The sequence below is a fragment of the Erwinia phyllosphaerae genome (assembly GCF_019132875.1).
GTDB lineage: Bacteria > Pseudomonadota > Gammaproteobacteria > Enterobacterales > Enterobacteriaceae > Erwinia > Erwinia phyllosphaerae.
The window spans coordinates 73,091-93,789 of record NZ_JAHSPF010000005.1; the positions used below are offsets into that span (position 1 = coordinate 73,091).

Genomic DNA, 20,699 nt, shown 5'->3' on the forward strand with positions numbered 1-20,699 from the left:
AGTCTTAATAATTCTGATAAATATCTTTATACAAACGGCTTTCAAAGCGGACCAGCGGAATACGACGCTGTTTCTGATCCTGTGGCGGAACCGCATAACCCGAAAGATATTGTACAAAGGCAACCCGCTTGCCGCTGGCGGTAGTAATAAAGCCAGCCAGGTTATAAACGCCCTGTAGCGAGCCGGTTTTCGCCGACACTTTTCCGTCCACGCCCGCTTCATGCAGGCCACCACGATAGCGCAATGTGCCGTCATAGCCAGCCAGAGGCAGCATAGAGATATAGTTCAGCTGCTGGTCATTCTGCGCAATATATTGCAGCACCTGCATCATGGTCGCAGGAGAAATCAGGTCATGGCGTGACAGCCCGGAACCATCTACCTGAATGCTGTTGCCCAGATCGATATTCGCTTTTTGCCGTAAAATCTGACGTACCGCATCCGATCCGGCGCGCCACGTACCCGGCACGCCAAAGCGTTCGTGACCAATCGTCCGGAACACGGTATCCGCAATCATGTTGTCGGATTTTTTCAGCATGGTATGCAGCAAGTCGTGCAGCGGGGCGGATTGTTTCTCTGCCAGCACGGTGGCGGGCGGCGTTGGCAGCGTCTGGCGCAACAGATGGCCGGAATAGTCGATGCCGGCCTGCTGTAGTTCAGCTTTCAGCAGCGCGCCTGCATAGCTTGCTCCGTCCTGAATAGCGAAAGCCAACGGCAGCGGTTCTGAACGCTGGGTCATACAGCCCGTCAGGGTAAAACGGTTAAGTTCGCCCGGCACCACGTCCAGCTCGCAATACTGCGCTTCTGACGAACCGCGCGCCAGCGTACGTACCTGGCTGAACATATTGACCGGATAGAAAGAGGCAACGCGAATGAAAGCCTTCTCGCCTGGCGTTTGCGCGCTATAGAGCGAAACCGAAAAGCAGTTACGATCGACAATGGCCGCCGCTGGCGGTGCGCTAAAGCATTGCGTTAAATCGTTCCACGGCCAGCCTGGCGCCTTATCGTGGCTGGCGAATACCGAAGTATCAATCACCACGTTACCCGCAATATGCTCGACGCCCTGTTTTTTCAGCGCGATAACCATATTGCGCAAATCCTGACGTGTTAGCGTCGGATCGCCACCAAATCGCGCAACCAGGTCGCCTTTTAGCGTATTACCGCTAACGGAACCTTTGCTTTCCAGCTGCGTATGAAAACGGTAGTCCGGCCCAAGCTGCAACAGGGCAGCCAGCGCGGTAATCACCTTCATGGTACTGGCGGGCAGCGCCATTTGCTTGCTGTGGTAATCAATCGAGGGCGTGTCCGCGCCGATTTTTTGCACAATCAGCGCCAGGTTTGCGCCATCGGGCAGATACTGAGTATAGTCTTCGACCGTGGCCGCATGGGCATTCAGCATAAATGCGCAGGCTAAGCCGGTAACAATTCGTGAAAATCGCATAATCTCGCGTTTACTGGCAGGTGATGTTGCCATACTACGGTGCATCATGGTGGAAAGTAAACGATGACCCATAGGGAACTCTGCGTTAAAATACGTATCAAAATGCAAAACCGCCAGGCCCTGGAAACTTTTCGGGTCAGGTTTCTTTCGTTTGTAAATCAGTGGCAAGCGCCGCAGAACGCTTTTTCTGCATTTGCCTGTCAGGATGACAACAATTTTGCACAGGACAGATTTTACGAGGTATTGAGATGAATCAGATTCCGATGACGGTAAGAGGCGCGGAAGCACTGCGCGCAGAGCTTGAAGAGCTGAAAACCGTTAAACGCCCGCGAATTATTGCCTCGATTGCCGAAGCTCGCGAACATGGCGATTTAAAAGAAAACGCAGAGTACCATGCCGCGCGCGAAGAGCAGGGCTTCTGTGAAGGGCGTATTCAGGAAATCGAAGCCAAGCTGTCGAATGCTCAGGTGATCGATATCACAAAAATGCCGAATAATGGCCGCGTTATTTTTGGGGCTACGGTGAGTATCCTGAACGTGGATACCGACGAAGAATCTACTTACCGTATCGTTGGTGACGACGAAGCGGACTTTAAACAGAATTTAATTTCAGTAAATTCCCCTATGGCTCGCGGCCTGATCGGGAAAGAACCGGATGACGTGGCCATCATCAAAACGCCAGGCGGCGACGTTGAGTATGAAATTCTGAAAGTTGAGTATCTTTGATTTATTCTTAGAGAACTTTGCAGAAATAATGTAAAGAAAAGAAAAAGGCCGCACTGCGGCCTTTTCCTGACATCGGGAGCGTGTCACTTTCACACGCTGCTAAGCTAGCGAGGAAGGGCGATTTTACGTTCCTTCGTTGGACGGTACAGCACCAGCGTCTTGCCGATAACCTGCACGTTTGCGGCTTTGGTTTCGCGCACGATAGCTTCAACAACCAGGGTTTTTGTCTCACGGTCTTCCGTGGCGATTTTTACCTTGATGAGCTCGTGGTGCTCCAGTGCCTGTTCGATTTCGGCCAGCACCCCTTCGGTCAGACCGTTGTTGCCTAACATGACGACAGGCTTCAGCGGATGGGCCAGTCCTTTCAGGTGCTGTTTTTGTTTGGTACTCAGATTCATCGTATTTTTTACTTACATTGGGATTGAAAACGGGTCATTCTACCGCCATCTCGGGTATATCACCAAATCGGCATGCTGATTTGCGCGGTTTATTTATCGCATACGTTGAATCATAGTTGGAAATTGTATGACTGGTAAAAAGCGTTCGGCCAGTTCCAGCCGCTGGCTACAGGAACACTTTAGCGATAAATATGTGCTTCAGGCACAGAAAAAAGGGCTGCGCTCGCGCGCCTGGTTTAAACTTGATGAAATACAGCAGGGTGACAAGCTGTTCAAACCGGGAATGACGGTTGTCGATCTCGGCGCAGCGCCCGGTGGCTGGTCTCAGTATGTGGTCACGCAAATTGGCGCCAAAGGTCGCGTTATCGCCTGTGATATCCTGCCGATGGATCCTATCGTCGGTGTCGATTTCCTTCAGGGCGACTTTCGTGATGAACTGGTGCTGAAAGCCCTGCTGGAACGCGTTGGCGATACCAAAGTGCAGGTTGTGATGTCAGATATGGCACCCAACATGACGGGAACGCCGGCGGTCGATATTCCAAGGTCAATGTATTTGGTTGAGCTTGCACTGGATATGTGTCGGGATGTACTGGCACCTGGCGGCAGTTTTTTAGTGAAAGTGTTTCAGGGAGATGGCTTTGAAGATTACCTCCGGGAAATTCGCTCCCTGTTTACGAAAGTAAAAATTCGTAAGCCGGACGCTTCGCGCTCTCGATCGCGTGAAGTGTACATTGTAGCGACAGGGCGCAAACTATAGTACCCTACGCTGTCTGTTAACACAGTTGTAATAAGAGGTTAATCCCTTGAGTGACATGGCGAAAAACCTGATTCTCTGGCTAGTCATTGCAGTCGTGCTGATGTCTGTATTCCAGAGCTTTGGGCCCAGCGAGTCAAATGGCCGTAGGGTTGATTACTCAACCTTCCTGTCAGAAGTGAACCAGGATCAGGTCCGCGAGGCACGTATTAACGGGCGTGAAATCAACGTTGTCAAAAAAGACAGCAACAAATACACAACCTACATCCCCGTCAACGATCCCAAGTTACTCGATAACCTGTTGACTAAAAATGTAAAAGTGGTTGGCGAACCGCCTGAAGAGCCAAGCCTGCTGGCTTCTATCTTCATTTCATGGTTCCCAATGTTGTTATTGATCGGCGTCTGGATCTTCTTTATGCGCCAGATGCAGGGCGGGGGCGGCAAGGGCGCGATGTCCTTCGGCAAAAGCAAAGCCCGCATGCTGACGGAAGATCAGATCAAAACCACTTTTGCAGACGTTGCGGGCTGTGACGAAGCGAAAGAGGAAGTCGGCGAGCTGGTGGAATACCTGCGCGAGCCGAGCCGTTTCCAGAAGCTGGGCGGTAAAATTCCAAAAGGCGTGCTGATGGTCGGGCCTCCGGGTACCGGTAAGACGCTGCTGGCCAAAGCGATTGCTGGCGAAGCAAAAGTGCCTTTCTTCACTATCTCCGGTTCTGACTTTGTTGAAATGTTTGTCGGCGTGGGTGCATCCCGCGTGCGCGATATGTTTGAACAAGCTAAAAAAGCGGCGCCCTGCATCATCTTTATCGATGAGATCGATGCGGTTGGCCGTCAGCGTGGCGCGGGTCTGGGCGGTGGTCACGATGAGCGTGAGCAGACGCTGAACCAGATGCTGGTCGAGATGGACGGTTTTGAAGGCAACGAAGGCATTATCGTGATCGCTGCGACCAACCGTCCTGACGTGCTTGACCCAGCGCTGCTGCGTCCGGGCCGTTTTGACCGTCAGGTCGTGGTTGGTCTGCCGGATGTGCGTGGACGCGAACAGATTCTGAAAGTGCATATGCGTCGCGTGCCGTTGGCTACCGATATTGACGCGCTGGTTATCGCACGCGGTACGCCTGGTTTCTCCGGTGCCGATTTGGCTAACCTGGTGAACGAAGCGGCGCTGTTTGCTGCTCGCGGCAATAAACGTGTTGTTTCGATGGTAGAGTTCGAGAAAGCGAAAGACAAAATCATGATGGGTGCGGAACGCCGCTCTATGGTGATGACGGAAGCGCAGAAAGAATCGACCGCCTATCACGAAGCGGGCCACGCTATCATTGGTCGCCTGGTACCAGAACACGATCCGGTGCACAAAGTGACGATTATCCCGCGCGGTCGCGCGCTGGGTGTGACTTTCTTCCTGCCTGAAGGCGACGCGATAAGCGCCAGCCGTCAGAAGCTGGAAAGCCAGATCTCCACGTTGTACGGCGGTCGCCTGGCTGAAGAGATCATTTACGGTGTGGAACACGTTTCTACCGGTGCTTCTAACGACATTAAAGTGGCAACTTCCATTGCTCGTAACATGGTTACGCAATGGGGCTTCTCTGAGAAGCTGGGGCCGCTGCTTTATGCGGAAGAAGAAGGCGAAGTGTTCCTGGGACGCTCCGTCGCGAAAGCGAAGCATATGTCCGATGAAACCGCACGCATCATCGATCAGGAAGTCAAAGCGCTGATCGAAGGCAACTACCAGCGTGCGCGCCGTATTCTGAACGAAAACATGGACATCCTTCACTCAATGAAAGATGCGCTGATGAAGTACGAAACTATTGATGCTCCGCAGATTGACGATCTGATGGCACGACGTGAAGTACGTCCGCCAGCAGGATGGGAAGATCCGGGCAGCAGTTCCGACAGCAACGGCACGCCAAAGGCGCCGCGTCCGGTTGATGAACCGCGTACGCCAAACCCTGGTAACACCATGTGATAGCCAGGCAAAAGCCTTAAGTAACAGCAAACCCCGGCAATGACCGGGGTTTTTTTATGAGTCAATCGGTCAGGCCGAAACGCAAAATCAAAGGGAGAAGCGCCACCATGAAACTTTACGCCAGAGATTCCGTGCTCGACTTAAGCCATCCTCACGTCATGGGGATCCTGAACGTAACGCCGGACTCGTTTTCCGATGGCGGCAAACATAATGATTTGGTGCAGGCGCTGACCCACGCCAACAGCATGATTAACGCGGGCGCGACGATTATTGATATCGGTGGCGAATCTACCCGGCCGGGCGCTGATGACGTTAGCGTCGAGCAGGAGCTTGAGCGCGTTATTCCCGTAGTGCACGCTATCGCGCAGCGCTTTGAGGTCTGGATTTCAGTGGATACCTCTAAGCCAGAGGTCATTCGGGAAGCGGCGAAAGCGGGTGCCCATATCATCAACGATATCCGCTCGCTACAGGAGCCCGACGCGCTGGAAGCCGCCGCAGAAACCGGGTTGCCAATCTGCCTGATGCATATGCAGGGCGAGCCGAAAACCATGCAGCAGTCGCCGAAATATCAGCATTTCCTGCAGGATGTCGAAACCTTTTTTATTGAACAAATTGCCCGATGTGAAGCCGCAGGTATCAAAAAAGAGCGGTTGCTGCTCGACCCGGGATTCGGTTTCGGTAAGAATCTCTCGCACAACTATCAGCTGCTGGCGCACCTGGGTGATTTTCACCGTTTTGGTTTGCCGCTGCTGGTCGGGATGTCACGTAAAAGCATGATTGGCCAGTTATTGAACGTCGGCCCTTCGCAGCGTTTGACGGGCAGCCTGGCCTGTGCTGTTATCGCCGCCATGCAGGGCGCGCACGTATTGCGCGTTCATGATGTTAAAGAAACCGTTGAGGCGATGCGCGTCGTCGAAGCAACACTGTCAGCGAAGGAAAAGTAGAATGAGCAATCGTAAGTATTTTGGTACCGACGGCATCCGTGGCAAAGTGGGCGAGCCGCCGGTCACGCCAGATTTTATGCTGAAGCTGGGCTGGGCAGCCGGAAAGGTACTGGCGCGTAACGGCTCAAGAAAAATCATTATTGGTAAAGATACGCGTATTTCTGGCTACATGCTGGAATCGGCGCTGGAGGCGGGCCTGGCTGCGGCGGGTCTGTCGGCTGCCTTTACCGGCCCTATGCCTACGCCAGCGATTGCTTATTTAACTCGTACTTTCCGCGCGGAAGCGGGCATTGTGATCTCCGCTTCGCACAATCCTTTCGACGATAACGGCATCAAGTTTTTCTCCATTGAGGGCACCAAGCTGCCTGACGAAGTAGAAGAAGCTATCGAAGCGGAAATGGAAAAGCCTATCACCTGCGTTGAATCCGCCGAACTGGGCCGTGCCAGCCGCATCGTGGATGCAGCCGGCCGCTATATCGAATTCTGCAAAGGCACTTTCCCCAGCGAGCTTAGCCTGAACGGCCTTAAAATCGTGGTCGACTGCGCTAACGGTGCGACCTACCACATTGCGCCAAACGTCCTGCGCGAGCTGGGTGCGGAAGTCATTACGCTGGGCGTTAATCCGGACGGCATGAACATCAACAAAGAGTGCGGTGCCACGGATGTTCGTCAACTGCAGGCGCGGGTACTGGCAGAAAAAGCCGATATTGGCCTGGCCTACGACGGTGACGGCGACCGCATTATGATGGTCGATCATCTGGGTGAAAAAGTCGACGGCGACCAGATCCTCTATATCATCGCGCGTGAAGGTCTGCGTCAGGGACAGCTACGCGGCGGGGTAGTGGGAACGCTGATGAGCAACATGGGCCTTGAGCTGGCGCTGAAACAGCTGGGCATTCCTTTTGCTCGCGCTAAAGTAGGCGATCGTTACGTGCTGGAAAAACTGCAGGAAAAAGGCTGGCGGCTGGGTGCGGAAAACTCCGGCCATGTAATCCTGCTGGACAAAACCACCACCGGTGACGGTATCGTGGCGGGTTTGCAAGTACTGACTGCGATGGTGCGCAACCACATGAGCCTGCATGATTTGTGCAGCGGCATGAAACTGCTGCCGCAAATTCTGGTTAACGTGCGCTTCAGCGGCGACACCGATCCGCTGGAAGATGCCCAGGTAAAAAACGTGACGGCCGAAGCAGAAAAAGAGCTGCGCGGACGCGGACGCGTATTGCTGAGAAAATCCGGCACCGAGCCGCTGATTCGCGTCATGGTAGAAGGCGAAGATGAAGCGCTGGTCACCGCGCTGGCGCATCGCATTGCCGATGCCGTGAAGGCGGTTTGAAAGCCGTAAATTACTGACCCACGCGCGCCGGACGAAAATATTTTATTCGGCGCGAAACGAACGTAGCTGCGTGATATGTGACGAAATTTTCAGCATTATCTGCGTCATTGCCGTTTTTTTCTGCGATCGATATCGATGCGCTAAATTGCCCTTGCGCAATCATTCCGCTTTGGTTAGTATTCACACCCGCTTCTGATGGGTAGCAACAACGCTATCTTCTCACTGGGTTTGAAGCTTTTGATGTGCGGTTAACGCGCAAGGAAACAGGTTGATTATGTACGAAGCTCTTTTAGTAGTTTTCCTTATTGTGGCAATCGGCCTGGTTGGTCTGATTATGTTGCAGCAAGGTAAAGGCGCTGATATGGGCGCGTCGTTTGGTGCAGGCTCTTCAGCAACGCTGTTTGGCTCTAACGGTTCAGGTAACTTTATGACCCGTATGACCGCAGTGCTGGCGACTTTGTTCTTTATTATCAGCTTGATTCTGGGCAACCTCAACAGCAACAAAACGCAGAAAGGAAGCGAGTGGGAAAATCTGTCTCAGCCTGCACAGCAGCAGAGCCAGCCAGCTAAACCGGCCACGCCGGGTAGCGATATCCCACAGTAAGTACGATAATTTCGACGCGACAGAAATCAAAAAGTCGCAACCTTTAGTGCCGTGGTGGTGGAATTGGTAGACACGCTACCTTGAGGTGGTAGTGCCCGCATGGGCTTACGGGTTCAAGTCCCGTCCTCGGTACCAAATCTCAGTTTTGCTTGCATTTTATGCAAGATCGGCGTAGTATTTGCCACGTTTTCGGACGCGGGGTGGAGCAGCCTGGTAGCTCGTCGGGCTCATAACCCGAAGGTCGTCGGTTCAAATCCGGCCCCCGCAACCACTTTCCCTTAGAGTTCTTTTTCAAATATACTGTATGCAATGCACGGCGCATCAACAGCGAATTTTGAAAAAAATTCTATCTGGATTGTGCCGAACCGCCATTTATGGCGTACAGGGTCCAGTCGCATAAAGCCCCGATTTTCGGGGTTTTTTGTTATCAGGAAACAGCATACTGGGCTATTAAGCCCTTTTTTTATGTCTTGGGGGTGGGATTGTCCACATTAGAGCAAAAATTAACAGAGCTGATCACAGCACCGGTAGAAGCGCTGGGCTACGAGCTGGTTGGCATTGAGTTCGTTCGCGGTCGCACATCTACGCTGCGCATCTATATTGATAGTGAAGATGGCATCAATGTTGATGATTGTGCTGATGTTAGCCACCAGGTCAGTGCGGTGTTTGATGTCGAAGATCCCATCACCGTTGCTTACAACCTTGAAGTCTCCTCGCCAGGCCTTGAGCGCCCACTCTTTACCGCAGAGCACTACGCGCGATTCACCGGCGAAGAAGTAAGCCTGGTGCTGCGTATGGCCGTACAGAACCGCCGCAAATGGCAGGGAATCATTAAATCCGTAGATGGTGAAATGGTAACCGTTGCCGTTGAGGGTAACGACGAAGTGTTCGCGCTGAGTAACATCCAGAAGGCGAACCTGGTTCCCCACTTTTAAAAGTCCGGATTGAGGCATACCAGGATGAACAAAGAAATCTTAGCTGTAGTCGAGGCAGTATCTAACGAGAAATCCCTCCCGCGCGAGAAGATTTTCGAAGCGCTGGAGAGCGCACTGTCCACGGCTACCAAGAAAAAATATGAGCAGGAAATCGACGTCCGCGTCAGCATCGACCGCAGAAGCGGCGATTTTGACACGTTTCGCCGCTGGGTTATTGTTGACGAAGTCACCATGCCAACGCGTGAAATCACCCTGGATGCCGCGCGTTATGAAGACGAGTCGCTGAATCTGGGCGATTACGTTGAAGATCAGATTGAGTCAGTAACCTTTGACCGTATTACCACGCAGACGGCCAAACAGGTTATCGTACAGAAGGTTCGCGAAGCCGAGCGCGCAATGGTCGTTGACCAGTTCCGCGAGCAGGAAGGCGAGATCATCACCGGCGTAGTTAAGAAAGTTAACCGCGACAATATCTCTCTGGATCTGGGCAACAATGCTGAAGCGGTCATTATCCGTGAAGACATGCTGCCACGCGAAAACTTCCGTCCAGGCGACCGCATCCGTGGTGTCCTGTACGCTGTACGTCCGGAAGCACGCGGTGCCCAGCTGTTTGTCAGCCGTTCCAAACCGGAAATGCTGATTGAGCTGTTCCGCATCGAAGTGCCGGAAATCGGCGAAGAAGTGATTGAGATTAAAGCCGCCGCGCGCGATCCGGGCTCTCGTGCCAAGATCGCTGTTAAGACCAACGACAAGCGTATCGACCCGGTCGGTGCCTGTGTAGGTATGCGTGGTGCGCGTGTTCAGGCGGTATCCAGCGAGCTGGGTGGCGAACGTATTGATATCGTGCTGTGGGATGATAATCCTGCGCAGTTCGTGATCAACGCGATGGCCCCGGCGGATGTCGCCTCTATCGTGGTGGATGAAGATAATCACACCATGGATATCGCCGTAGAAGCCGGAAATCTGGCTCAGGCGATTGGCCGTAACGGCCAAAACGTGCGTCTGGCTTCCCAGCTGAGCGGCTGGGAGCTAAACGTGATGACGGTCGACGATCTGCAGGCCAAGCACCAGGCTGAAGCCCATGCTGCCATCGACGTCTTTACCAAACATCTCGACATTGATGAAGATTTCGCAACCGTGCTGGTTGAAGAAGGCTTCTCTTCTCTGGAAGAACTGGCGTACGTGCCAATCAACGAGCTGTTGGAAATTGACGGTCTGGATGAAGAGACAGTAGAAGCGCTGCGCGATCGTGCGAAAAATGCGTTAACTACCCTTGCTCTGGAAAAAGCTGAGAGTCAGGGCGACAACCAGCCGGCAGAAGATCTGCTGAACCTGGAAGGTCTCGATCGTGAACTGGCATTTAAGCTGGCAGCGAAAGGCGTTTGCACGCTGGAAGATCTTGCCGAGCAGGGTGTTGACGACCTGTCGGATATTGAAGGCCTGAGCGATGAGCAGGCCGGTGAGCTGATTATGGCTGCACGTAATATCTGCTGGTTCGGCGACGACGCGTAATAAACTGTAGCAGGAAGGAACAGCATGACAGATGTAACTGTAAAATCGCTGGCCGCAGAGATTCAGACACCGGTAGAACGCCTGGTACAGCAATTTGCTGATGCAGGGATCCGCAAGTCTGAGAACGACTCTGTGACCCAGCAGGAAAAAGAGACGCTCCTTACCCATCTGAATCGCGACAACAACGGCGGTTCTGGTAAACTGACATTACAGCGCAAAACGCGCAGTACCTTGAACATCCCGGGCACCGGCGGTAAAAGTAAATCGGTGCAAATCGAAGTCCGCAAAAAACGCACCTATGTAAAAGGCGATCCTGCAGATGCCGCTCAGGCAGAAGCAGAAGAGCAGGCGCAGCGTGAAGCGGAAGAAATGGCTCGTCGCGAGGCTGAAGAAAAAGCCCAGCGCGAAGCTCAAGAAAAAGCGCAGCGTGAAGCCGAGGAGCAGGCCAAACGTGAGGCAGCTGAAAAAGCCAGGCGTGAAGCAGCGGAAAAAGACAAAGTGAGCAACCAACAAACCGACGATATGACCCGCACCCAACAGTCTGACAAAGCTCGCCGCGAAGCGGAAGCCGCAGAACTGAAGCGTAAAGCCGAAGAAGAAGCGCGTCGCAAGATTGAAGAAGAAGCGAAGCGCGTAGCGGAAGAGGCCCGTAAAATGGCGGAAGAAAAAGGCTCCGAGTGGGCGGAAGCAGAGAAAGAAGTGGAAGACACTTCTGACTATCACGTAACCACGTCCACGCACGCTCGTGCAGCAGAAGACGAAAACGACGCGCAGGTTGAAGGCGACCGTCGCACTCGCGCTGCGCGCCCGGCGAAAGCCCCACAGCGTAAGAAAGGCAACAAGCATTCTGAAGCGAAAACCGACCGTGAAGAAGCGCGTGCGCAGTTCCGCGGCGGTAAAGGCGGCAAGCGTAAGAGTACGCTGCAGCAGGGCTTCAACAAGCCGGCCCAGGCCGTTAACCGTGACGTGATTATCGGTGAAACCATCACCGTAGCGGAACTGGCTAACAAAATGGCGGTGAAAGGTTCTCAGGTCATCAAAGCGATGATGAAGATGGGCGCTATGGCGACCATCAACCAGGTTATCGATCAGGAAACTGCCCAGCTGGTCGCGGAAGAAATGGGTCACAAAGTGACGCTGCGCCGCGAAAACGAGCTGGAAGAAGCGGTAATGAGCGATCGTGATACCGATGCAGCGATGGAATCGCGTGCGCCGGTGGTGACTATCATGGGTCACGTTGACCACGGTAAAACGTCGCTGCTGGACTATATCCGCTCCACTAAAGTCGCCTCTGGCGAAGCGGGCGGCATTACCCAGCACATTGGTGCCTACCACGTTGAAACCGACAACGGTATGGTTACCTTCCTGGATACCCCAGGCCACGCCGCGTTTACCGCAATGCGTGCCCGTGGTGCTCAGGCAACGGATATCGTTATCCTGGTAGTGGCAGCCGATGACGGCGTGATGCCACAGACCATCGAAGCTATTCAGCACGCCAAAGCGGCAAAAGTGCCGGTTGTGGTTGCGGTGAACAAGTGCGATAAGCCAGAAGCCGATCCGGATCGCGTTAAAAACGAGCTGACCCAGTACGGAATCATTCCGGAAGAGTGGGGCGGCGAAAACATGTTCGTTAACGTTTCTGCAAAAGCGGGAACCGGTATTGACGATCTGTTAAACGCTATTCTGCTGCAGGCAGAAGTTCTGGAACTGACCGCGGTTCGTCAGGGTATGGCAAGCGGCGTAGTTATCGAATCCTTCCTGGATAAAGGTCGTGGTCCGGTTGCTACCGTGCTGGTACGTGAAGGTACGCTGAACAAAGGCGATATCGTGCTGTGCGGCTTCGAGTATGGCCGTGTGCGTGCGATGCGTGACGAGCTGGGACGCGAAGTGCTGACCGCTGGTCCTTCTATTCCGGTTGAGATCCTGGGTCTGTCAGGCGTGCCTGCTGCCGGTGACGAAGCGACCGTGGTACGTGACGAGAAGAAAGCGCGTGAAGTTGCGCTCTATCGTCAGGGCAAATTCCGTGAAGTTAAGCTGGCGCGTCAGCAGAAATCTAAACTCGAGAACATGTTTGCTAACATGACCGAAGGCGAAGTTTCTGAGCTGAACATCGTGCTGAAAGCTGACGTCCAGGGTTCTGTCGAAGCTATCGCTGACTCACTGATGAAGCTGTCTACCGACGAAGTGAAGGTGAAGATTGTAGGTTCTGGCGTAGGTGGTATCACCGAAACCGACGCTACGCTGGCTGCGGCTTCCAACGCCATCCTGGTTGGCTTCAACGTTCGTGCTGACGCTTCTGCGCGCCGCGTGATCGATTCAGAAAGCCTGGATCTGCGTTACTACTCCGTCATCTATAACCTGATTGACGAAGTGAAGCAGGCGATGAGCGGTATGCTGTCACCTGAGTACAAGCACCAGATCACCGGCCTGGCCGAAGTGCGTGACGTGTTCAAATCACCGAAGTTCGGCGCTGTTGCCGGCTGTATGGTGACGGAAGGCAATATCAAACGTCACAACCCAATCCGCGTACTGCGCGACAACGTGGTTATCTATGAAGGCGAGCTGGAATCCCTGCGCCGCTTCAAAGATGACGTTAGCGAAGTCCGTAACGGCATGGAATGTGGTATCGGCGTGAAGAACTACAACGATGTGCGCGTTGGCGATATGATCGAAGTCTTCGAGATTATCGAAATCCAGCGTACTATCGCTTAATAGTTGCCTGAAACATAAAGCAATATATTTGGGAGGCCGCTGTGCCTCCCGAATTTTTTGAGGAAAAGAATTATGGCGAAAGAATTTGGTCGCCCGCAGCGCGTCTCCCAGGAACTGCAAAAAGAGATCGCGATTATTTTACAGCGCGAGATTAAAGATCCGCGCCTGGGCATGATGGTTACGGTTTCCGGCGTCGACGTTTCCCGCGATCTGGCCTATGCCAAGGTATTTGTTACCTTTTTAAACGATAAAGACGAAGACGCTATCAAGGCGGGCCTGCGCGCGCTGGGTGATGCTTCTGGCTATATCCGTACGCTGCTGGGCAAAGCGATGCGCCTGCGTATCGTGCCTGAGTTAACCTTCTTCTACGACAACTCGCTGGTTGAAGGTATGCGCATGTCTAACCTTGTCACTAACGTAGTACGCAACGACGCCGAGCGCCGTGGCCCTGCGGAAGATGACAAGGAGGAATAATGAGCCGTCCTCGTCGTCGCGGACGCGATATTCACGGTGTTTTACTGCTGGATAAACCCGGTGGGCTTTCCTCTAACGATGCGCTACAGAAAGTAAAGCGACTGTTTAATGCGAACCGGGCGGGCCATACCGGCGCGCTCGATCCGCTGGCAACCGGCATGCTGCCGATTTGCCTGGGTGAAGCCACCAAGTTTTCTCAATACCTGCTGGATTCTGACAAGCGCTATCGCGTGGTGGCCCGTCTGGGACAGCGTACCGATACGTCGGACGCCGACGGGCAAATTATCAGCGAGCGGCCTGTTACCTTTACGCAGCAGCAGCTCGACGATGCGCTCGACGGCTTCCGTGGGGAAACTCAGCAGGTGCCGTCGATGTATTCGGCGCTCAAGTATCAGGGGCGCAAGCTTTATGAATACGCGCGTGAGGGCATTGAAGTACCGCGTGAAGCACGCAGCATCAACGTCTATGAACTAAAATTTATCCGTCTGGAAGGTTCTGAGCTGGAGCTGGAAATCCACTGCTCGAAAGGCACCTATATCCGTACCATTACGGACGATTTGGGTGAAATTCTGGGCTGCGGCGCGCATGTTATCTACCTGCGCCGCCTGCAGGTGGCGACCTATCCGATTGCCAGCATGGTGACGCTTGAGCAGCTTCAGGCGCTCAGTGAGGAAGCGCTTGCCAACGGCCGTCCGGCAGCAGAGCTGCTGGATCCGCTGCTGATGCCGATGGATAGTCCTGCTGCTGCGTATCCGGAAGTGAATCTGTTGACCAGCGTAGCCGCATACTTTAAACAGGGTATGCCGGTGCAGGCGACTAACGTGCCGGATTCCGGCATGATCCGCGTGACGGAAGGCGAAGAACGCAAGTTTATCGGCATGGCGGAAGTGGCCGACGATGGCCGCGTCGCGCCACGGCGGCTGGTTGTAGAATATTCCGATGCGGCATTTGCGAAAGCCTCAGGCTCAGAGTAGAATGACTCGGCTTTACACTGGGTTGCTGAATTAGAGATCGGCACCTGTACATTTATCTTAAAATTTGGAGTGGTAACATGTCTCTAAGTGTTGAAACTAAAGCGCAGATCGTTGCTGATTACGGCCGTGATGCAAACGACAGTGGTTCTACTGAAGTTCAGGTTGCTCTGCTGACCGCACAGATTAACCATCTGCAGGGTCACTTCTCTGAGCACAAAAAAGACCACCACAGCCGTCGCGGTCTGCTGCGTATGGTTTCTCAGCGTCGTAAGCTGCTGGATTACCTGAAGCGTAAAGATGTAGCACGTTACACCAGCCTGATCGAGCGTCTGGGTCTGCGTCGCTAGTCTTACAATCTGCTGCCTTTTTCTTCAGTCACCTGCGAGGAAAAGGAAACCAAAGGCAGATTTATGCGAGTTTCGCTAAAAAGGGGCCTTTACGGCCCCTTTTTTCAGTCTGAACGCAGCAATCCAGGCCAAACTATTGTATTGTTGCTGAGTGTGATCTTCAGTTGCAGAGATTCGCGCGGCTAATGAGAGGCTTTGTCCCATGGGGGATTAGGGTTGTCATTAGTCGCGAGGATGCAAAGAAGATTTAAGATTCACGGCAGGGCGGTGCCTTGCCAGGAACGTTAAGGATATAATTTTGCTGAATCCGATCGTAAAAAAATTCCAGTATGGTCAGCATACCGTTACGCTTGAAACCGGTATGATGGCGCGCCAGGCAACGGCTGCCGTGATGGTAAGCATGGACGATACTGCCGTATTCGTCACCGTTGTAGGCCAGAAAAAAGCTAAGCCAGGTCAGGACTTTTTCCCACTGACCGTTAACTACCAGGAGCGTACCTACGCTGCTGGCCGTATCCCGGGCAGCTTCTTCCGTCGTGAAGGCCGTCCAAGCGAAGGCGAAACCCTGATTGCGCGTCTGATTGACCGCCCGGTTCGTCCGCTGTTCCCGGAAGGTTTCGTTAACGAAGTGCAGGTTATCGCTACCGTGGTTTCCGTTAACCCACAGGTTAACCCGGATATCGTGGCGATGATCGGTGCGTCCGCCGCGCTGAGCCTGTCAGGCATTCCGTTCAACGGCCCAATCGGTTCTGCCCGCGTAGGTTATATCAATGACCAGTACGTGCTGAACCCAACCACCGACGAGCTGAAAGAGAGCAAGCTGGATCTGGTTGTTGCCGGTACCGAAGGTGCGGTGCTGATGGTGGAATCCGAAGCGGAACTGCTGAGCGAAGACCAGATGCTGGGTGCCGTGGTATTTGGCCACGAGCAGCAGCAGGTTGTAATTGAGAACATCAAGGCGCTGGTTGCCGAAGCCGGTAAACCACGCTGGGACTGGCAGCCAGAAGCGGTTAACGAAGCGCTGCACAGCCGCATCGCCGCGCTGGCCGAATCTCGCCTGAGCGACGCCTATCGCATCACTGAAAAACAGGAGCGCTATGCTCAGGTTGACGTGATCAAATCTGAAACCACAGCGGCGCTGCTGGCGGAAGATGCAGAGCTGGATGAAGGCGAAATCAGCGACATCCTGCACGGTCTGGAAAAGAACGTGGTGCGTAGCCGCATTCTGCGTGGCGAGCCGCGTATCGACGGTCGTGAAAAAGATATGATCCGTGGCCTGGACGTGCGCACTGGCGTACTGCCACGTACTCATGGCTCCGCGCTGTTTACCCGTGGTGAAACTCAGGCGCTGGTAACGGCTACGCTGGGTACCGCGCGTGACGCACAGAATCTGGACGAGCTGATGGGCGAACGTACCGACAGCTTCCTGTTCCACTACAACTTCCCTCCATACTCCGTAGGTGAAACCGGTATGGTTGGTTCGCCGAAGCGTCGTGAAATTGGTCACGGTCGTCTGGCGAAGCGTGGCGTGCTGGCCGTTATGCCTAAAGGCGATGCGTTCCCGTACACCGTGCGCGTAGTGTCAGAAATCACCGAATCTAACGGTTCATCGTCAATGGCTTCCGTTTGCGGTGCTTCTCTGGCGCTGATGGATGCGGGCGTGCCGATCAAAGCGGCCGTAGCCGGTATCGCGATGGGTCTGGTTAAAGATAACGACAACTTTGTCGTGCTGTCTGATATCCTGGGCGATGAAGATCACCTGGGCGATATGGACTTTAAAGTAGCCGGTAGCCGTGAAGGCATCACCGCGCTGCAGATGGACATTAAAATCGAAGGTATCACCCGCGAAATCATGCAGGTGGCACTGAACCAGGCTAAGGGCGCACGTCTGCACATCCTGGGCGTAATGGAACAGGCTATCAGCACGCCACGCGGCGATATCTCTCAGTTTGCTCCGCGCATCCATACCATCAAGATCAGCCCGGACAAGATCAAAGACGTTATCGGTAAAGGCGGCTCCGTTATTCGTGCGCTGACCGAAGAAACCGGCACCACCATCGAAATCGAAGATGACGGTACCGTAAAAATCGCGGCAACCGATGGCGACAAAGCGAAATTTGCTATCCGTCGTATCGAAGAGATCACTGCAGAAATCGAAGTGGGCCGTATCTACAACGGTAAAGTTACTCGTATCGTAGACTTCGGTGCCTTCGTCGCTATCGGCGGCGGTAAAGAAGGTCTGGTGCATATTTCTCAAATCGCCGACAAGCGCGTTGAGAAAGTCACTGACTATCTGCAGATGGGCCAGGAAGTGCCGGTGAAGGTACTGGAAGTTGATCGTCAGGGCCGCGTGCGCCTGAGCATCAAAGAAGCAGCCGAGCCGGAAGCGGCTGCTGCGCCAGCACCAGAAGCTTCAGCAGAGTAAGAAGAACGCTAAGCTCTCCGCCGTTGGGCGGAGAGCCGTTTCATCGCGAGGGCAGGACGACACCTTGTGCACGGCAGGCGGATGAAGGAGTCATCCCATTGTTTGTATTCGGGAGTGGAAATGAAGCCTTTTTTGCGCTGGTGTTTCGTTGCGACAGCTTTAACGCTGGCAGGATGCAGCAACTCGGATTGGCGTAACAACGAGGTTTTAGCTGTTCCGCTACAGCCTACGCTGCAACAGGAAGTTATCCTGGCACGCATGGAACAAATTCTTGCCAGTCGGGCCCTGACCGATGATGAACGCGCACAGCTGTTATATGAGCGCGGAGTGTTGTATGATAGTCTTGGTTTGAGAGCACTGGCGCGAAATGATTTTTCACAAGCGCTATCTGTCAGACCAGATATGCCGGAAGTATTCAATTACTTAGGCATATATCTAACGCAGGCAGGCAACTTTGATGCCGCCTACGAAGCGTTTGATTCTGTACTTGAGCTTGATCCAACTTACAATTATGCGCATTTAAATCGCGGTATCGCCCTCTACTACGGTGGAAGATTTAAACTGGCGCAAGATGATCTGCTGGCGTTTTATCAAGACGATCCTAACGATCCCTTCCGCAGCCTGTGGCTCTATCTCGATGAACGCGAGATAAACGCCGACCAGGCAGCCGTATCGCTTCAACAGCGCTACGACAAAGCGGACAGAGACCAATGGGGATGGAATATTGTCGAGTTCTACCTGGGCCATATCAGCGAAAACACGCTGATGGAGAGGCTCAAGGCGGACGCAACGGATAACACCTCGCTCGCTGAACATCTCAGTGAAACCAACTTCTATTTAGGTAAGCACTACCTAAGTCTGGGGGAGAAGAGCAACGCAGAAGCGTTGTTCAAGCTGACGGTCGCCAACAACGTACATAACTTTGTTGAGCACCGATATGCATTGTTGGAGCTGGCGCTACTCGGCCAGACACAAGACGATTTATCAGAATCTGACCAGCAATAGCTGACGAACTTTTTTTGTCCTGACTTTTGAAATGTCATCATCTTCACGGGTGAGGGCTTTCTTGTTCGTCGAAACCACTAATTTGAGCCGGTTCACACTTTTTGATGAAAATGACTGAATGTTTTCACGACGAGTTATGTAGACTGGCCGCCGCAATCTAAGAGGCACGTGTACTACATGACTGAAATTGAAACCACTTTTGCTGACCTGGGTCTGAACGAATCCATCCTCGAATCACTTAACGGCATGGGCTATGTGAAGCCATCTCCGATCCAGGCTGAGTGTATTCCTCACCTGCTGGCGGGCCGTGACGTACTGGGTATGGCACAGACCGGTAGTGGCAAAACCGCAGCGTTCTCGCTGCCATTGCTGAACAACATTGACAGTAACCTGAAAGCGCCGCAGATCCTGGTGCTGGCACCAACTCGTGAGTTGGCGGTTCAGGTTGCAGAAGCCGTAACTGAATTCTCTAAACACATGCGCGGTCTTAACGTAGTGGCCCTTTACGGCGGCCAGCGTTATGACGTACAGCTGCGTGCACTGCGTCAGGGTCCACAGGTTGTTGTGGGTACGCCTGGCCGTTTGCTGGACCACCTGAAACGCGGCACGTTAGACCTTTCTAACCTGCGCGGCCTGGTGCTGGACGAAGCCGATGAAATGCTGCGTATGGGCTTCATCGAAGACGTTGAAACTATCATGGCGCAGATCCCGGAAGGTCATCAGACCGCTCTGTTCTCTGCAACTATGCCTGAAGCGATCCGTCGTATTACCAAACGCTTCATGAAAGATCCGCAGGAAGTGCGTATTCAGTCAAGCCTGACCACGCGTCCTGACATCAGCCAGAGCTACTGGACAGCCTACGGTCGTAAAACCGACGCGCTGGTACGCTTCCTGGAATCAGAAGATTTTGATGCGGCGATCATCTTCGTTCGTACCAAAAACGCAACGCTGGAAGTGGCTGAAGCGCTGGAGCGCAGCGGTTACAACAGTGCAGCTCTGAACGGCGATATGAACCAGGCACTGCGTGAGCAGACGCTGGAGCGCCTGAAAGATGGTCGTCTGGATATCCTGATTGCGACCGACGTTGCGGCACGTGGTCTGGACGTTGAGCGTATCAGCCTGGTTGTAAACTATGACATCCCTATGGATGCAGAGTCTTACGTCCACCGTATCGGCCGTACCGGCCGTGCTGGCCGTGCTGGTCGCGCGCTGCTGTTCGTTGAGAACCGCGAGCGTCGTCTGCTGCGCAACATCGAACGCACCATGAAGCTGACTATTCCAGAAGTTGAGCTGCCAAACGCAGAACTGCTGGGCGAGCGTCGCCTGGCTAAGTTCGCGGCGAAGGTTCAGCAGCAGCTGGAAAGCAGCGATCTGGAACAGTACCGTGCGCTGCTGAGCAAAATGCAGCCTGCGGAAGAAGAGCTGGATATCGAAACACTGGCTGCCGCACTGCTGAAAATGGCACAGGGCGAGCGTCCGCTGATCGTTCCTGCCGATCCGGCTCCGCGTCCGCGTCGTGAGTTCAAAGAGCGTGACGATCGCCGTGGCGACCGTCCGGATCGTGGTCCTCGCGAAAGCCGTGATGGCGACCGTCCACGTCGCGAACGTCGTGACGTTGGCGATATGGAAGTTTACCGTATCGAAGTGGGTCGTGATGACGGCGTTGAAGTGCGTCACATCGTTGGCGCTATCGCTAACGAAGGCGACATCAGCAGCCGCTACATCGGCAACATCAAGCTGTTTGGTACGCACTCTACCATCGAGCTGCCAAAAGGCATGCCGGGCGATATCCTGTCTCATTTCACCCGCACGCGTATTCTGAACAAACCGATGAATATGCAGCTGATTGGTGATGCACAGCCTCGTCCTGCCGATCGCGGTGGCGAGCGTCGTGGTGGTCCAGGCGCTGGTGCTGGTCGTGGCGGCTTCGGCGGCGGTCGTAGCGAAGGTGGCCGCAGCGAAGGCGGTCGTCGCTTCAGCAACGAGCGTAGCGGTGGCGGCGAACGTCGTGGCGGCGGTTTCAGCCGTGACGGTGGTAACCGTGGTCCGCGTCGTGAAGACGGCAGCGCGCCAACCCGTCGTCGTGATGCGTAAGCACTGACTACGAAATAAAAAACCAGCCTTCGGGCTGGTTTTTTTTGCTCTTTATA

General features: G+C 53.9%; 18 protein-coding genes and 2 tRNA genes. 18 read left to right on the plus strand and 2 right to left on the minus strand.

The window, feature by feature from the left end; translation table 11 throughout:
* Positions 1-4 precede the first annotated feature (4 nt).
* Positions 5-1,438 (minus strand): serine-type D-Ala-D-Ala carboxypeptidase, encoded by a 1,434-nt coding sequence (dacB, locus tag KUE00_RS10550; RefSeq protein WP_246760116.1) that lies wholly within the window; start codon positions 1,436-1,438, stop codon positions 5-7.
* A 248-nt stretch (positions 1,439-1,686) separates the two neighbouring features.
* On the opposite strand from dacB, the gene greA reads away from it, so the two are divergent.
* Positions 1,687-2,163 carry a transcription elongation factor GreA gene (greA, locus tag KUE00_RS10555; RefSeq protein ID WP_246759835.1) on the plus strand — a complete coding sequence of 159 codons (477 nt, stop codon included), beginning with the start codon at positions 1,687-1,689 and terminating at the stop codon, positions 2,161-2,163.
* Between the two features lie 104 nt (positions 2,164-2,267).
* On the opposite strand, the gene yhbY is transcribed toward greA, so the two are convergent.
* Positions 2,268-2,561, minus strand: a complete 294-nt coding sequence (gene yhbY, locus KUE00_RS10560) for a ribosome assembly RNA-binding protein YhbY (protein WP_125287107.1) — start codon at positions 2,559-2,561, stop codon at positions 2,268-2,270.
* Between the two features lie 127 nt (positions 2,562-2,688).
* On the opposite strand from yhbY, the gene rlmE reads away from it, so the two are divergent.
* From rlmE to KUE00_RS10640, 17 genes are all read left to right on the plus strand, one after another.
* Positions 2,689-3,318, plus strand: coding sequence for a 23S rRNA (uridine(2552)-2'-O)-methyltransferase RlmE (rlmE, locus tag KUE00_RS10565; RefSeq protein WP_246759836.1), 630 nt, complete (start codon positions 2,689-2,691; stop codon positions 3,316-3,318).
* Positions 3,319-3,373: 55 nt separating this feature from the next.
* Entirely contained in the window at positions 3,374-5,281 is a 1,908-nt protein-coding gene (gene ftsH / locus KUE00_RS10570) for an ATP-dependent zinc metalloprotease FtsH (protein ID WP_246760117.1), read from the plus strand.
* A gap of 107 nt (positions 5,282-5,388) precedes the next feature.
* A complete protein-coding gene (folP, locus tag KUE00_RS10575; RefSeq protein WP_246760118.1) occupies positions 5,389-6,225 on the plus strand; it encodes a dihydropteroate synthase in 837 nt (278 codons plus the stop codon).
* 1 nt (position 6,226) lies between these two features.
* Positions 6,227-7,561, plus strand: a complete 1,335-nt coding sequence (glmM, locus tag KUE00_RS10580; RefSeq protein WP_246759837.1) for a phosphoglucosamine mutase — start codon at positions 6,227-6,229, stop codon at positions 7,559-7,561.
* A 274-nt stretch (positions 7,562-7,835) separates the two neighbouring features.
* Positions 7,836-8,165, plus strand: coding sequence for a preprotein translocase subunit SecG (gene secG, locus KUE00_RS10585; protein WP_246759838.1), 330 nt, complete (start codon positions 7,836-7,838; stop codon positions 8,163-8,165).
* Between the two features lie 48 nt (positions 8,166-8,213).
* Positions 8,214-8,300 (plus strand) — tRNA-Leu (locus KUE00_RS10590).
* Positions 8,301-8,359: 59 nt separating this feature from the next.
* Positions 8,360-8,436 (plus strand) — tRNA-Met (locus KUE00_RS10595).
* Positions 8,437-8,647: 211 nt separating this feature from the next.
* Positions 8,648-9,100 (plus strand): ribosome maturation factor RimP, encoded by a 453-nt coding sequence (gene rimP, locus KUE00_RS10600; protein ID WP_148101243.1) that lies wholly within the window; start codon positions 8,648-8,650, stop codon positions 9,098-9,100.
* Positions 9,101-9,124: 24 nt separating this feature from the next.
* Positions 9,125-10,612 (plus strand): transcription termination factor NusA, encoded by a 1,488-nt coding sequence (nusA, locus tag KUE00_RS10605; protein ID WP_246759839.1) that lies wholly within the window; start codon positions 9,125-9,127, stop codon positions 10,610-10,612.
* Between the two features lie 24 nt (positions 10,613-10,636).
* Positions 10,637-13,324, plus strand: a complete 2,688-nt coding sequence (infB, locus tag KUE00_RS10610) for a translation initiation factor IF-2 (RefSeq protein ID WP_246759840.1) — start codon at positions 10,637-10,639, stop codon at positions 13,322-13,324.
* Between the two features lie 72 nt (positions 13,325-13,396).
* Positions 13,397-13,798: a 30S ribosome-binding factor RbfA gene (rbfA, locus tag KUE00_RS10615; RefSeq protein WP_246759842.1), complete on the plus strand. Its 402-nt coding sequence runs from the start codon at positions 13,397-13,399 to the stop codon at positions 13,796-13,798.
* The gene (gene truB / locus KUE00_RS10620; protein ID WP_246759843.1) at positions 13,798-14,772 is read left to right on the plus strand and encodes a tRNA pseudouridine(55) synthase TruB; all 975 of its coding nucleotides are present in this window, start codon (positions 13,798-13,800) and stop codon (positions 14,770-14,772) included. Before rbfA ends, truB begins: the two co-directional genes overlap by 1 nt.
* 77 nt (positions 14,773-14,849) lie before the next feature.
* Positions 14,850-15,119: a 30S ribosomal protein S15 gene (rpsO, locus tag KUE00_RS10625; RefSeq protein ID WP_024966694.1), complete on the plus strand. Its 270-nt coding sequence runs from the start codon at positions 14,850-14,852 to the stop codon at positions 15,117-15,119.
* Positions 15,120-15,417: 298 nt separating this feature from the next.
* A complete protein-coding gene (pnp, locus tag KUE00_RS10630) occupies positions 15,418-17,544 on the plus strand; it encodes a polyribonucleotide nucleotidyltransferase (protein ID WP_246759844.1) in 2,127 nt (708 codons plus the stop codon).
* Between the two features lie 120 nt (positions 17,545-17,664).
* The gene (gene nlpI / locus KUE00_RS10635; protein ID WP_246759845.1) at positions 17,665-18,549 is read left to right on the plus strand and encodes a lipoprotein NlpI; all 885 of its coding nucleotides are present in this window, start codon (positions 17,665-17,667) and stop codon (positions 18,547-18,549) included.
* A gap of 104 nt (positions 18,550-18,653) precedes the next feature.
* Positions 18,654-18,710: a protein YrbN gene (yrbN, locus tag KUE00_RS21950; protein ID WP_106382000.1), complete on the plus strand. Its 57-nt coding sequence runs from the start codon at positions 18,654-18,656 to the stop codon at positions 18,708-18,710.
* Between the two features lie 16 nt (positions 18,711-18,726).
* Complete coding sequence (locus KUE00_RS10640; protein WP_246759846.1) at positions 18,727-20,643, plus strand: DEAD/DEAH family ATP-dependent RNA helicase; 1,917 nt, start codon at positions 18,727-18,729, stop codon at positions 20,641-20,643.
* The last annotated feature ends 56 nt before the right edge of the window (positions 20,644-20,699 follow it).

Excerpts from the sequence above, each read along its gene's own strand:
- yhbY (WP_125287107.1), bottom strand. The coding sequence starts at position 2,561 with ATGAATCTGAGTACCAAACAAAAACAGCACCTGAAAGGACTGGCCCAT.
- infB (WP_246759840.1), top strand. The coding sequence starts at position 10,637 with ATGACAGATGTAACTGTAAAATCGCTGGCCGCAGAGATTCAGACACCG.
- KUE00_RS10640 (WP_246759846.1), top strand. The coding sequence starts at position 18,727 with ATGACTGAAATTGAAACCACTTTTGCTGACCTGGGTCTGAACGAATCC.
- rpsO (WP_024966694.1), top strand. The coding sequence starts at position 14,850 with ATGTCTCTAAGTGTTGAAACTAAAGCGCAGATCGTTGCTGATTACGGC.
- rlmE (WP_246759836.1), top strand. The coding sequence starts at position 2,689 with ATGACTGGTAAAAAGCGTTCGGCCAGTTCCAGCCGCTGGCTACAGGAA.
- ftsH (WP_246760117.1), top strand. The coding sequence starts at position 3,374 with ATGGCGAAAAACCTGATTCTCTGGCTAGTCATTGCAGTCGTGCTGATG.
- nlpI (WP_246759845.1), top strand. The coding sequence starts at position 17,665 with ATGAAGCCTTTTTTGCGCTGGTGTTTCGTTGCGACAGCTTTAACGCTG.
- dacB (WP_246760116.1), bottom strand. The coding sequence starts at position 1,438 with ATGCGATTTTCACGAATTGTTACCGGCTTAGCCTGCGCATTTATGCTG.
- rbfA (WP_246759842.1), top strand. The coding sequence starts at position 13,397 with ATGGCGAAAGAATTTGGTCGCCCGCAGCGCGTCTCCCAGGAACTGCAA.
- truB (WP_246759843.1), top strand. The coding sequence starts at position 13,798 with ATGAGCCGTCCTCGTCGTCGCGGACGCGATATTCACGGTGTTTTACTG.
- folP (WP_246760118.1), top strand. The coding sequence starts at position 5,389 with ATGAAACTTTACGCCAGAGATTCCGTGCTCGACTTAAGCCATCCTCAC.
- nusA (WP_246759839.1), top strand. The coding sequence starts at position 9,125 with ATGAACAAAGAAATCTTAGCTGTAGTCGAGGCAGTATCTAACGAGAAA.
- greA (WP_246759835.1), top strand. The coding sequence starts at position 1,687 with ATGAATCAGATTCCGATGACGGTAAGAGGCGCGGAAGCACTGCGCGCA.
- glmM (WP_246759837.1), top strand. The coding sequence starts at position 6,227 with ATGAGCAATCGTAAGTATTTTGGTACCGACGGCATCCGTGGCAAAGTG.
- secG (WP_246759838.1), top strand. The coding sequence starts at position 7,836 with ATGTACGAAGCTCTTTTAGTAGTTTTCCTTATTGTGGCAATCGGCCTG.